Origin of the sequence: Photobacterium lutimaris (assembly GCF_003025555.1) — a bacterium.
Taxonomy (GTDB): Bacteria; Pseudomonadota; Gammaproteobacteria; order Enterobacterales; family Vibrionaceae; genus Photobacterium; species Photobacterium lutimaris.
On sequence record NZ_PYMH01000002.1, the window covers coordinates 428,268 to 441,339 of the forward strand.

The 13,072-nt window shown below is 42.9% G+C and carries 15 protein-coding genes and 2 pseudogenes; 9 read left to right on the top strand and 8 right to left on the bottom strand.

Translation table 11 applies throughout. The features are described 5' to 3' along the window. The first annotated feature begins 266 nt into the window (after positions 1-266). Together C9I99_RS07490 and C9I99_RS07495 are read left to right on the top strand one after the other, a co-directional pair. Complete coding sequence (locus tag C9I99_RS07490; RefSeq protein WP_107348230.1) at positions 267-1,370, top strand: phosphoribosylaminoimidazolesuccinocarboxamide synthase; 1,104 nt, start codon at positions 267-269, stop codon at positions 1,368-1,370. Between the two features lie 183 nt (positions 1,371-1,553). Beyond that, entirely contained in the window at positions 1,554-2,153 is a 600-nt protein-coding gene (locus C9I99_RS07495; protein WP_243734380.1) for an START domain-containing protein, read from the top strand. Positions 2,154-2,403: 250 nt separating this feature from the next. On the opposite strand, the gene def is transcribed toward C9I99_RS07495, so the two are convergent. Then, entirely contained in the window at positions 2,404-2,919 is a 516-nt protein-coding gene (def, locus tag C9I99_RS07500; protein WP_107348232.1) for a peptide deformylase, read from the bottom strand. Between the two features lie 103 nt (positions 2,920-3,022). Then, complete coding sequence (locus tag C9I99_RS07505; RefSeq protein ID WP_107348233.1) at positions 3,023-3,490, bottom strand: ASCH domain-containing protein; 468 nt, start codon at positions 3,488-3,490, stop codon at positions 3,023-3,025. Positions 3,491-3,654: 164 nt separating this feature from the next. Between C9I99_RS07505 and C9I99_RS27660 the strand changes: the two are divergent. Next, positions 3,655-4,365, top strand: a pseudogene (locus C9I99_RS27660) (IS110 family transposase); the annotation flags it as partial. Between the two features lie 183 nt (positions 4,366-4,548). Here C9I99_RS27660 and C9I99_RS07515 read toward each other — a convergent pair. Then, entirely contained in the window at positions 4,549-5,610 is a 1,062-nt protein-coding gene (locus tag C9I99_RS07515; RefSeq protein WP_107348234.1) for an alpha/beta hydrolase fold domain-containing protein, read from the bottom strand. 296 nt (positions 5,611-5,906) lie between these two features. Between C9I99_RS07515 and C9I99_RS07520 the strand changes: the two genes are divergently transcribed. From C9I99_RS07520 to C9I99_RS07530, 3 genes are all read left to right on the top strand, one after another. Then, positions 5,907-6,848 (top strand): LysR family transcriptional regulator, encoded by a 942-nt coding sequence (locus C9I99_RS07520; protein WP_107348235.1) that lies wholly within the window; start codon positions 5,907-5,909, stop codon positions 6,846-6,848. Then, a complete protein-coding gene (locus C9I99_RS07525) occupies positions 6,845-7,777 on the top strand; it encodes a LysR family transcriptional regulator (RefSeq protein WP_244916302.1) in 933 nt (310 codons plus the stop codon). The genes C9I99_RS07520 and C9I99_RS07525 overlap by 4 nt, the downstream gene beginning before the upstream one ends. Before the next feature lie 216 nt (positions 7,778-7,993). Further along, on the top strand, positions 7,994-8,950 hold the full coding sequence (locus C9I99_RS07530) for a DUF2860 family protein (RefSeq protein WP_107348237.1): 957 nt from the start codon (positions 7,994-7,996) through the stop codon (positions 8,948-8,950). A 75-nt stretch (positions 8,951-9,025) separates the two neighbouring features. On the opposite strand, the gene tnpB is transcribed toward C9I99_RS07530, so the two are convergent. The 4 genes from tnpB to C9I99_RS07555 form a co-directional block, all read right to left on the bottom strand. Further along, positions 9,026-9,262, bottom strand: coding sequence for an IS66 family insertion sequence element accessory protein TnpB (gene tnpB, locus C9I99_RS07535; protein ID WP_107348238.1), 237 nt, complete (start codon positions 9,260-9,262; stop codon positions 9,026-9,028). Then, positions 9,259-9,582 (bottom strand): IS66 family insertion sequence element accessory protein TnpA, encoded by a 324-nt coding sequence (gene tnpA / locus C9I99_RS07540; RefSeq protein WP_107348239.1) that lies wholly within the window; start codon positions 9,580-9,582, stop codon positions 9,259-9,261. Before tnpA ends, tnpB begins: the two co-directional genes overlap by 4 nt. Before the next feature lie 323 nt (positions 9,583-9,905). After that, positions 9,906-10,367, bottom strand: coding sequence for a hypothetical protein (locus tag C9I99_RS07550; RefSeq protein ID WP_107348240.1), 462 nt, complete (start codon positions 10,365-10,367; stop codon positions 9,906-9,908). Positions 10,368-11,002: 635 nt separating this feature from the next. Beyond that, the gene (locus C9I99_RS07555) at positions 11,003-11,293 is read right to left on the bottom strand and encodes a hypothetical protein (protein ID WP_107348241.1); all 291 of its coding nucleotides are present in this window, start codon (positions 11,291-11,293) and stop codon (positions 11,003-11,005) included. Between the two features lie 105 nt (positions 11,294-11,398). Between C9I99_RS07555 and C9I99_RS07560 the strand changes: the two genes are divergently transcribed. Further along, positions 11,399-11,584: a hypothetical protein gene (locus C9I99_RS07560; protein ID WP_107348242.1), complete on the top strand. Its 186-nt coding sequence runs from the start codon at positions 11,399-11,401 to the stop codon at positions 11,582-11,584. A 33-nt stretch (positions 11,585-11,617) separates the two neighbouring features. Beyond that, complete coding sequence (locus C9I99_RS27165; protein WP_166645377.1) at positions 11,618-11,761, top strand: hypothetical protein; 144 nt, start codon at positions 11,618-11,620, stop codon at positions 11,759-11,761. Between the two features lie 195 nt (positions 11,762-11,956). On the opposite strand, the gene C9I99_RS07565 is transcribed toward C9I99_RS27165, so the two are convergent. Continuing rightward, positions 11,957-12,382, bottom strand: a complete 426-nt coding sequence (locus tag C9I99_RS07565) for a GNAT family N-acetyltransferase (RefSeq protein WP_107348538.1) — start codon at positions 12,380-12,382, stop codon at positions 11,957-11,959. A gap of 114 nt (positions 12,383-12,496) precedes the next feature. Here C9I99_RS07565 and C9I99_RS07570 point away from each other — a divergent pair. After that, positions 12,497-12,850 (top strand): annotated as a pseudogene (locus C9I99_RS07570) (IS110 family transposase); the annotation flags it as partial. Positions 12,851-13,072 lie beyond the last annotated feature (222 nt).

A 13,072-nucleotide genomic window follows, 5' to 3' on the forward strand; every position in this document is an offset into this window, starting at 1 on the left:
GGGCCTTGCATCGAAAAATGGAGACCGATTTTGCCATACTTCAGGCTGTCGCCCTGAATAAAATATGACCACTTGAAATCGGTTCACAAAATTTAAGAATGAGAATGAAAAATAATTTTGCGCAAACGTTTGCTTTTCTAGCTGAAAGGCCATGCGAGTTCTGTTATTATCGCCCCCATTATAGGTCTTAAGACCTTGGCATGAACAACTATTCTTGTCGTGCCACTTGGTATACCTTCGTTTAACTTTTGAAATAGGAATTCGCCATGAGCCTTGCTGATCAAGTTCTCGCTGTAAATGATGACCTGCCAATCCGAACTGATAAACCCGTTCATAGCGGTAAAGTTCGTTCCGTCTACTGGTTAACCGAAGAAGATAGCCGTCGCTTGATCAAAGAGAAAGGCTATAACGTTCAGCCTGATGCCCCTCTGGCTATCATGGTGATCAGCGACCGCATTTCCGCTTTTGACTGCATCTGGCATGCCGAAGGTGGCCTAAAAGGCGTACCAGGTAAAGGTGCTGCTCTTAACGCTATTTCTAACCATTGGTTCAAATTGTTCCGCGAAAATGGCCTGGCCGACAGTCACATTCTTGATATCCCCCACCCGTTCGTGTGGATTGTACAAAAAGCTAAGCCAGTTATGGTTGAGGCGATTTGCCGTCAGTACATCACCGGCTCTATGTGGCGTGCTTACAGCCAAGGCGAACGCAACTTCTGTGGTATCGAGCTGCCAGAAGGACTGGAAAAGGATCAGAAGCTACCTCAGCTACTGATGACGCCATCAACTAAGGGGATTCTTACGGGTATTCCGGGCGTGCCTGAAGTCGATGATGTCAACGTCACACGTTCTGATCTTGTGAACAATTTCGAAGCATTCAACTTCCGCAGCACAAATGACATCAGCCGTTATGAGCAGCTGCTTGAGGAAGGTTTTGATGTGATCAGCAAAGAGCTGGCCTCGCTAGATCAAATCTTCGTCGATACCAAGTTTGAATTTGGTTACGTAACCGATGCCGAAGGCAATGAAAAGCTGATTTACATGGATGAAGTCGGTACACCGGACTCTTCCCGTATTTGGGATGGAAAGGCATACCGTAATGGTGAGATCGTTGAGAACTCCAAGGAAGGCTTCCGTCAGATGCTTTTGAATCACTTCCCTGATGCAGACATCATGCTAAACAAAGATCGCATGGACGAGCGTTTCGCTCTCGCCCGTGACAACGAACTTCCAGTAGATGCGCTGATGAATCTATCCAAGGTCTACACCGAGATTGCCGAGAAAATCACTGGCCAGAAAATCCAGTTGTCTGAAAACCCGAAGGCTGAAATCGTCTCAGTGCTTCGCGAACAATACGATTTGATTGACTAATCATCCGTTAATTATCTTGATAATAAAGGCAGCCCTCAAAGGCTGCTTTTTTATATCGACTATAGTGACTCACGACAAACTGATTTTCCTTTTGAAATTGTATATGCTTGAAATTAATCTCAGTTTTTGGATAGGTGAACCATGGCCGCTTTACGGGTTAGTATACTCATAGCGACAGTATTGATGTCAGGTATAGTCGGCGCTGAGGTGGACAGCTACTGGCAATTTGATAGCGATAATAATGGGATTACTATCTACACGCATGAACATACAGATGGCTTGATTGAAATTCGTGCTCAGATGTACACTCCAACCAGTTACAGTGCTTTTTTATCTCTATTGGAAGATAGTGAGAATGTGCCCAACTGGATTGATAAAGCTAGCCACAGCCGAGTTATAAATCAGATATCTGCCACTGAAAATATCGTATATACCCAATTCACCGCCCCATGGCCTGCAAGAGATCGTAATATGATCACTTACTCTAAGTATTGGCTTAATGAACTAGGGTTCACGATAAACATTAAAGACGCTTCTGACTACACTCTTGTTGAACAAAGTGACGATATTCGCATCCGCTCCGTTGATGCCAGTTGGACACTAAGAAAGCTCACCCATGGCACCACTTTGATTGAGTACAAGGCATTTGCTGACCCAGGCGGTTTACTACCTGATTGGCTAATGAACAAGCTTTCTAAACAAAGCGCCCGAACAACATTTGGCAACTTACGAGACCAACTACCCAAGTACCAACAATACTCCCATCCACAGATAGAAGAATAATTTCAGCGCATTTTTGGACATTTCTGATTTAGATTCATTTATCCATACGTAAGGGATTGTCCTAAATTACATCGTCAGCATACTAAACATGTAACTAACACACTCACCGTCAGGCATGTTGACGACCTCAACATCAGTATTGTAAACGTGTTAAATAACTCATCAATTACATTGTTCATAGAACAAGCTTCAATTCTCGAACAGCCAACGTGATCTGTTTACCTATTAGCTTCGAGAAAGCTCATATTGATTATGAGCGAGGGGAAGAGTGTGCTTTGACGTATTTCTTGACCTTTTTCATTGCCATTTGACGCTTAAGAGGCGAAAGATAGTCAATGAACAAGTTACCCGATAAGTGATCAATTTCGTGCTGCATTACGATAGCTAGAAATTCATCACTTTCAATTGTAAATGGGTTACCTTCACGATCTAAAGCAGATACCACAACCGAAGTGAAACGCTCTACTTCAGCATAATAGTCTGGCACAGACAGACAGCCTTCTTGCCCTAGAGCTTTGTCTGTTCCACTAACAACTTCTGGATTAACCAAAATTAATGGCTCGTCGCGGTTATCTGAAAGGTCGATAATAACAACGGCTTCTTTATGACCAACCTGAGTTGAAGCTAAACCTATACCATTGTCAGTCGCATACAAGGTTTCCAACATATCGTCGATTAACGTTTGTATCGACTCCAGATCTTGCACCTTCTCCGCTTTGACCTTAAGCCTTGGATCTGGTGCCGTAAGAATGTCTAATACTGCCATATTTTCCTTTCTATTCTTGGAAGCTCATAACAAATAGTACGGACTCCCCCTCATCAAGCTTTACCACAATTGGGAACCCGTCTTAGTTTCTTTGTATCGATAATTACTTGTACACCAACTCAAACGAAACCAGTACGAGCTCAGTAGAGTCATTGAAGTCTATGTCGTACGCTAATTTACAGTCTTGCGTAAAGAAATCATTATGTGCTTTATACCACCACTCAAAAGTACCGTCTCCTTCCCCCTCTGATTCTGCAAATTCTCGACTAACCTGTCCAAATGGGCAAAAATCAACATTGGTGATCTTAACTATACAGACTGGATTCTTTTTCCAGTCCAATACTATTTGGTGTTGTCCTACTTTTGGTAACTCTTCACCTTCGATACGATAAGCTTCCTTTACACTACATGTTGCGCGCTTTTTGCCAACAGATACCAATCTAGCACACTCGTTTGTGTTGTATTCATCGTCACAAAAGTAAGTAGTTTCTACATCTAGAATCTCAGAACGTTGAGGCTCTGATAATGTACTTGCATAGGATTGAAAATAACCCTTATACCTTGCATCCATGCTAAATTCTCCATGTGATTTATAACTCTGGGTATAAGATTAACCCAACGAAACAAGGTTACCCCATCGTTTTAATTTAAATACCCGTAACGAATGACATGGACTCCCCCTCATCAGGCTCTGCCACGCTTGGTAAGTCTGATTAACAAATGCTGGAAGCCACCATGTCGCCATCAATTTATGACATTGATTTAGCCAAACATTCGTTCAGTATCCACGGCGAAGATGAACAAGGCAAGATACTGTTCCATAAAACAATAACTCGCTCGAAAGTCCTTGTTATATTTGCCAACATTCCACCTGCGATTATCGGGATGGAAGCCTGCGAGGCTTCCCATTACTGGGCTTGAGAACTGGTAAAAATCAGTCATACGCCAAAGATCATGGCATCGAAATATGTGGCACCTTTCAGGACGGGTGCCAAGAACGATCTCAACGATGCGGTGGCTATTTGTGTGGCTGTCACCCGCCCTCAGCGCGCTTCGTTAAGACAAATCGCCAGAGCTATTATCTCCGACAGTGACGAGCACTTGCTGAGTATAAATCAGCGTATTGCTGACCAAGAACACTGCTTCAATATGCTCGTTTCTCGTAGCCATAATGCACAAAAAATAATGAAAGTTGCAGGTATCGGCCCAATTACGGCTACTGCCGTTATCGCCAGTATTGGTAAAGGCGAACAATTTGATAGAGGCCGGGACTTTGCAGCTTGGCTCGGGTTGGTACCGTCACAATATTCAACCGGTGGTAAACCCAGACTTGGCCGAATAACCAAAAAAGGAGACAAGCACCTCAGGACATTATTGGTTCACTGTGCCAGGGCTGTTATCTCGGCCATTGGCAATAAAACCGATCGGCTTAGCCTATGGTGCAAATAACCTTCCTGCACGCTTATCATAGAACCGGAGATATGGTGAATATCGAAACGTCGAGCTGACCAGGAATGGCAAACACTGATCCTTGATAAACGCCAGTTTCAAGAGATGACTGTATTGAGTGGTTTTGATGAGGAAGAAGTCATAGAGCTGAGAGATCCCCCCAACTCTATATCATCGTCTTTATTTCACCAGATGACTATACATAAACTTGCTCAGTGCCTGATAATGCTCTGTTGACTCAGGCGTGCCTAGTGCAAAAATATAATCTCCGTGAGATTGCCCCTCATACACATTAAGTTGTGTATAAGCCCCCGCTCTTTTTAGTTCTCGATCTAGCCGGATGGTATCGCTAAGTAGTAAGTCGCGTGTACCGGTAATAAGATAACTTGGGGGGAAATTATCAAAATTTCCATTGATAGGCGACACAATAGAGTTTTCTGGGTCTATGTCACCAATATATACGCTGATTATTTCTTTAGAGATTCCTCTCCATGCCCCTAATACATGATCCAGCCCTTCATTGATATAACGGCTATCACCCGTCATTGTCATATCAACTGACGGAGTACCAATATAAAGTGCCGCAGCCGTTGGTAATTCTTGGTTAAGGAGTTCCTGATGGGTTAATACAGTTAAAGTGGCCCCAGCTGAGGTTCCTCCCATTACCATTGAATCCGCACTTCTCGTTTTGAGCAGCGCTTTCCATACCTCAACAATGTCGTTACGTGCAGCAGGCGCTGGGTGCTCTGGTGCTTTTGCGTAATCGATCGCTAATACCGGCATTTGCAGAAAGTGAGCAATGACATGGGCTTCAGTTGTTGAAGCCAGCCCACTATTGAACATATACGCCCCGCCCTGATTGACGACAAAGAGCTTGTCTTCCAGCTCAGGGGTAATGGCTTTAGGAGTAATCCAATACACGTCTACGCCCGCAATATTGTCTTTAACAATGGAAGTGCCAAACTTTTCAGATAACTCTTTAGCCGTTTGAATGGCAGCCATGTCTCTCTGATTAATCAATGCCTTCCAATCCGATTTAGTTTGCGGGATGTTCTTATACATAGCTTCAACGTTCGCAGCAGGAACGCGTGCTGAGAACTGATAGAACTCATCACTCACCGCAGTTGAAAGCGGTACAGGTTGGGTGGACAAGGACAAAACCTTTTCATTTTCTTTTGCTACCACACCAGTACTTAGAATACTTGTTGCCAGAAGAGAGAGAATGATTTTACGTGCCTTCATCTTTTCACCTTAACAGTTAGTTTGGACTAGCATTCCTTGCTGCGATGGGTGTAATTTAAATGCACAGAATCATAAATTCGATGAATTATAGAAATTCATTTCTGACACTAAACATGAAGAAGGAGGCTTTGTTTTTCTCTAAAGTGGTATAGGCAAGCATTGCATTTGAATATTGATCTTGCAGGTTGTGCTTGTAACTTATTTTTTACGTTGTATTTAGTTGGGGCATATAAGAGAAGTACTACTAATAGCCTTTTGCTATTATTAACTTATCATCTCCAACTTACAGGGACAGTATGGACGCAAAGTTAAAAGAGCTTGATCTCAATCTTTTAAAAATCCTGCAAGCGGTAGTTGAAACACAAAACTCACATGCAGCCGCAGAAAAACTCAAAATTTCACAGGCCAGTGTTAGTCGAGGAATGGCTCGGCTACGAGAAAGTTTTGGTGATCAACTGTTTATTCGAAAGGCTCATGGCGTTGAACCTTCGGAATTAGCTAAAAAAATGGCAGAAGCTACAAGTGAGATGCTTAACCCATTATTAAAAGTGCTGGATACTTATCAAGATTTTAATCCTGAAGACTTTGATGGAAACATCACGATTTTAGTGAATACCTTTTTGCTGGAATTTTTCGGGCCATCGCTGATCATGCAACTGAAGCGTTCTTTACCTCATGCTTCTTTTAACATAGCTCAATGGCAGAAAGACTCCCTGTACGAGGTACTACAGGGCAATATTGACTATGTTCTCCAGTTTGCCTCTTACAGCATGCCCCAAGAAGTGTATTGCCGTAATCTGGCTCAAATTGAAAACGTTGTACTTGCCCGAAAAGCACATCCGGTGTTAACGCTCAGTAGCGAGTGGGAGCGAATACACGGCTTGCCAATTGTGAGGCTATTTTTGGATGGCATTAACCCTAAGCGGGGTATTCTGGATAAAATATATGAGCAGCAAGGCTATAAAGCGAATTTTGTGCTTACAACGCACAGTGTGCGAACTGCTGTTGAGCTTGTCAAAAATACAGATGCAATTATGTATTCCAGTGAGTACGTTAAGGATATAGCCCCGGAAATAGAAGCCTACTCGTTGCCACCTTTGACTAAACGTTATAATCAATTGGATATTAATGGCGCGTATTTACAGACTCGCCGTGGTAATCCAGTTAATCAGTATCTTCATCAGGTGCTCCAATCGTTTTTTGATAAAGCTGTCTATCCGGTTACAAAGGAGCAATGATGAAAAATAATCTAAAAGATTTAGACCTGAATTTACTCAAGCTCCTACAAGCCGTTGTTGAAACACGTAACACACATGCTGCTGCTAATAAATTAGGCATCTCACAAACCAGTGTCAGTCGCGGTTTGGCCAAGCTTCGCGAAACATTTGGCGATCAGCTATTTATTCGCAAAGCTCATGGTGTTGAACCCTCTGAATTAGCAGCAAAGCTTGCCGAAGCCACCGATGAAATGTTCACCCCTTTAATCAAGGTGGTAGAGTCCTACCAGAACTTCGAGCCCAATGAATTCCATGGCGAAATTACTATCGCCATGAATGTTTTTTTCTTAGAACTCTATGGAGATGGCATCTTTAACGCACTGAGAACTGTATTACCTAAAGCGAACTTTAAGCTAATTTATTGGCAAGAAAACTCATTGGCTGAAATGTTAAGTGGCAATATTGATTATATGATCCACTTTGCAGCTTACCCGCTTCCTCAGGAGATTTATCAGCACACACTACAAAGGATAAAGCTTTGTCTGGTTGCGAGAGAAAATCACCCGGTATTGAGTCAAACCAGTAACTGGGACGATATCCATCAACTACCATTAGCTCGCGTTATTATTGATGGGATCAGCTCGAAACGTTCACCCCTTGAAGAACTCTATATATCAAGAGGCTATCACCCCACGCTATCGCTAACTACTCACAGTATTCGATTACTGCTCAGTAAGTTAAGTAATTCTGATGCGATCTTATTTGGTAGTAGCTTTATGACACAATTGCATATGGGGCTTGGCACTTATCCGTTACCACCTATGCCAAAGGAATTAAGGCAAATTCATATTAATGGTGGTTATTTACAATCGAAACGGGGGTTTCCTCTTAACCAATTAATCCATCAAACGATGCAAAGTTTCTTTGATAGCGTTATCCAACCCGAGTAAAAAAGTGTATCTAGTGGGTGATAATTCAGCATTAAACCAGACACTCTACGCACTCCTCAGGGCAAGGCCGCCAAGTCTGCGTTCAATCGGATATGTCATAAATGAATTTCTCTAATCCATTGGTTAGATAAGAACATTAGCTTAATCTTCTCACCAACGAAATGGAGTTGAGCCTAAGGAAAGATGCGCCACATTTTCTATTGATGAGTATTGATTATGAAAAAAACGCAATTTTGTCTGGTTACACTTTTCTCTGGTATCGCTTTCATTGCTCAGGCCTCTGATACTTCACGTTTTAGTGGGGAGCTTTCTATTAATGCCGGTTTTGCAACATCTGACTCCAACCTTAATCCGAATGGTGACAAGACACTGGCTAGCTTGAATGATCAGGTTTCTCACACCAACAATGCATTTGTAGCTCCACTTGGTAGCGTTAGCTATGCATTAGACAACCAAAACTCACATCGAATTTATATGGGGACATCCCGTGATGATTTGGCTGTGGGCACGCTCGCTTTTGAACTAGGTTACCAGTATGATTTTCTAGATGGTACTCGACTCGATATCGGTGTATTACCGACAGTGCTCTCCGGCGAAGTGTGGGCTGACCCTTACCTGGTTGGGGAAAGTAGAACGACAACGGATATAGATGGAAATGCCTATCGCCTGAAGTTATCCAACATTTGGAATAGTGGTGTTTCCTTTGATATGGCTTACGCAACGTCTGAGATTGACAACGATCAGATAACCGAGCAGGCCTTGCTAAGGGATAGTTCAACCTATTACCTTAAAGGCCAGTATCGCTCAATGTTGGGGTCTAACTCCGGATTAATTTCGGCATTCAGCTATACAGGTCGTGATGCAGAGGGAAAAGCGGCTTCTTACAATAAGTACAAAGCAGAGCTGACTTATTTATATTTTTCATCCGGTCATTCGCTGGCGTTAACTGGCAGTTATGCTTATCGCGATTTCAATGCTGTGAATCCCATTTTTGGCAAAGAGCGTTCAGATGATATTTATAGCCTATTCTTGGCCTATGAGTATGCCAATATTCCTGGTTGGGACAACTGGAGCGCAATATCGTTTGTTGGCAGCACATTTACAACATCGAATATCGACTTCTATGAAAGCAACGACTTACTTATGTCTGTAGGCTTGAACTATAAGTTTTAACCCCCGCATGGCAAGTTCAAAAGACTATTTTTCATGGCGTATTTTGTTCTTTGCCTACTCTATTTATTTACTTTACTAAGCTATTGCCCTTGATGATATTCTGTAAGCAATGATGTGGATACAGCTCACTCCAGTAACTTGTTGCTCAACTAATTTGTCGCGCTGTTTGTTGGTCAACAAGAACAGCGCCCCTGAGTCTAAAGACAAATCAGTTTCAGATTCGACCAGCGCCGCCAGGCCGTTGATAGATTTGAGGAAGTCAAGGAACTCACGGTAGAAGTAAATAGCAGGAGGATTGATTAACCCTTTCATGACTGGAGAGCGCCAATAAGCTCTGCCAAATAAACCGCAGGTGTACCCTGCGGAATGCTCAGCTCAATATCGTTAAAACTGAGCGTCATATTCGCCGCTACAGGTTTAGCAATTTGGTAGTGGGTGCTTTGTTCAATAACTTCAGCTCGGATAAATCCGCTATGACGATTTTCAGTGGAGAGTTGCAGCAGACGTCGTTTAGCGAAAAAGGTGGAGGTGCTGATTTTATTCTGTCGGCAGAACTCTCTTTGAGTCAGGGAACTACTTTCATACTGCTGGAATATTGCCAGCCATTCCTGGTCACTACGTCGATTGGCCATGATCTTGTCTTCTCATGTGTCGGAATTAAGATCATAAAAGGCTCATCATTCTATTTGAATGCGGGGTTTATGGGGTGCTTACAAAGGAATAAATAGCTTCACCGGGTCATGGCAACAAAGCCAGTAAACAGACCGAATGTAGAGCGGCAGTCCCAAACCTTATATTACCTGACGCTGTTGTTGGCAACCGGGGGAGCTATAGCCACATTAAAGTGTGAAGCACGCAATACCTATGCTTCCGCAGACACCTTAACCACAAAAACAATGCATAGTAAAAATGCTACGCGTGCCGAATCACTCTTGAACAATTTGTTGAACCGTGACTAAAACCCGACCTCTAAGCCAGACAACTTGTATCTTGCCCAAGCATCCATATAGTAGCCAGAGTTACTATCCCAGAACTCTGCTGGCATTTTTCTTTGGTATTTTACATTCAAAATACTATGTTCTTCCGGCGTTACAATACAGTAGACACAGTAGCTGTCGATAACATCATAAACATCTGAGATTTGAGGATTCGTTAACGAAAGTAAGATGCGCACAACCTCTGCCATTGGCACAACATGTTCTTTCTCAACCTTGTCAGTATTTCGAGCAGAGGCTGTCCATTGGCAATGCTCTTTTATCTTCTTTGTATCCCACTTGCCAGTCCCATTTACTGCACCGACACGGTACGCATACAAATTATCAACCAAATTACGATAACAGTACGAATCATCTACTCCACCATCAACAAGAGCTAGAATAGCGCTAGCAAGAGCCTCAGACTTAACTTCATACGACATATATAGAACCGATTTAAAAAGCCGAATCGTAAACTACTTTCTGGTATGCAGAAACTCAATTTCTCACATAGTGGTATAACGAAAGACATTGACTCCCCCTCATCAGGCTCTGCCACACTTGGTAAGTCTGACTACAATCCTTGGAGGCCACCATGTCACCATCAATTTATGACATCGATTGAGCCAAACATTCGTTCAGTATCCACGGCGAAGATGAACAAGGCAAGGTGTTGATCCATAAAACAATAACTCGCCCAAAAGCCCTTGTTATGTTTGCCAACATTCCACCTGCCATTGTCGGGATTAATGTTCTTGATGATCATCTTACAGCGTGAGATGACGTGTGTCGGCTCCACCCGACCGAGATAGCCGCAAGGCAGACTGAATAAGGATAATGGCACTCAACACCTACGAGGAGAACGCCAACGTAACACCGAACTCAGGCAGTAAGCTACTGAAGTGAATAGCATTGTTATCACTTCTAGGCTGCGCTCGTCTTGAGCAAAGTCACGGGCGCAACGCCCATCAAACTCCCTCCGAGCAATTTACTTAATAAGGTTATACGGGCTTGTCTAACAACCGGATAGAAGTGTCGGCTGCGCGACACGTATCCTTATTTGTTATATTGGCATTTTCTAAGACATTATCGCTTTACTTTTAAACAAGATTTTTTTGCATGATAAACAAATATGCTTATATCTTGGGTCTTCATGACTGGTCAGTGGCTGGAAAATCACCTTGTCTGAGCCACAGCTATAGCACTTTGCACTTTCGGGATCTTCTGTTTTACACTCTGGATGCTTCGCTAGATACTCTGAAAGCGATGGTAGTTTGTGCCAATCATCATCTTGTGGCTTTGAATATAAAACGAAATAGTAAAATGCACCTGCTCCAATTAAAACTAACGTTGATAGTAGAAAATCCATTTCTTAACTCCCAATTTAATTTGCCAATATAACGAATGACATGGACTCCCCCTCATCAGGCTCTGCCACACTTGGTAAGTCTGACTACAGTCCTTGGAGGCCACCATGTCACCATCAATTTATGGCATTAATTTAGCCAAACATTCGTTCAGTATCCACGGCGAAGATGAACAAGGCAAGATACTGATCCATAAAACAATAACTCGCTCGAAAGTCCTTGTTATGTTTGCCAACATTCCACCTGCCATTGTCAGGATGGAATCCTGCGGGGCTTCCCATTACTGGGCTTGAGAACTGGTAAAACTCAGTCATACGCCAAAGATCATGGCATCGAAATATGTGGCACCTTTCAGGACGGGAGCCAAGAACGATCTCAACGATGCGGTGGCTATTTGTGTGGCTGTCACCCGCCCTCCAGCGCGCTTCGTTAAGATCAAATCGCCAGAGCAACAAGCAATCAACGCTTAAAAAGGCCAAGCAGCGTGTAGATAACCATCTGATAAGATTAAACTCTTAGTCTTGTCATGACAGTGTTCGCCTTGTGAAAATCATCAATGCGATGCCACATCTAAACATGATCGCACAATTTACTTATATCGAGGCTTCGGGCTTGTTCAACAATCGGGATTTAGCGCTGGCTTCGCAGCGTTTAATCCTTATTTGTTATGCGCCCGAAATCATTATGTACTGTAAGTGGCCCGTTTTTTCACCGACTTCTTCATTAACCACCCGAAATCCTTGAGATAGATAAAAATCGTAACTAGCCTTATTTTCCTTGTATACCGTAAGTGTCAATTCCTCTCTTTGCTCTCTCGCATGACTCAGAAGTTGCTTGCCAATACCATGGCCTTGACATTCAGGTAAGAGAAATATTGCGGCTAGCTCATTATCCTTTAGCGCATAAAAGCCAACTACACTTGAGTCTAATTCGTAAACATATAGCTCTGAAGCCGGAACATAGACATTTCTCATGCTTTCGAGTTCGGATTCCCAAAACTCCGCAGGAATGAAGTTGTGAGCTTTTATTGATGTTTTGAGCCAAACATGAAGAACAGACTCGATATCTTTTTCACGATATTTTCTAATCATATTTTCAATCTCTATAGATAGATTTATGCAAGGGCTCATAACGAATGACATGGACTCCCCCTCATCAGGCTCTGCCACACTTGGTAAGTCTAACTACAGTCCTTGGAGGCCACCATGTCGCCATCAATTTATGGCATTGATTTAGCCAAACATTCGTTCAGTATCCACGGCGAAGATGAACAAGGCAAGATACTGATCCATAAAACAATAACTCGCTCGAAAGTCCTTGTTATGTTTGCCAACATTCCACCTGCGATTGTCGATATGGAAGCCTGCGGGGCTTCCCATTACAGGGCTCGAGAACTGGCAAAACTCGGCCATACGCCAAAGATCATGGCATCGAAATATGTGGCACCTTTCAGGACGAGTGCCAAGAACGATCTCAACGATGCTGTGGCTATTTGTGTGGCTGTCACCCGCCCTTCAACGCGCTTCGTTAAGATCAAATCGCCAGAGCAACAAACAATCAACGCTTAAAAAGGCCAAGCAGTGTGTAGATAACCATCTGATAAGATAAAACTCTTAGTCTTGTCATGACAGCGTTCGCCTTGTGAAAATCATCAATGCGATGCCACATCTAAACATGATCGCACAATTTACTTATATAGAGGCATCGGGCTTGTTCAACAATCGGGATTTAGCGCTGGCTTCGCAGCGTTTAATCCTTATTTGCTATGTGAATTTGACAAA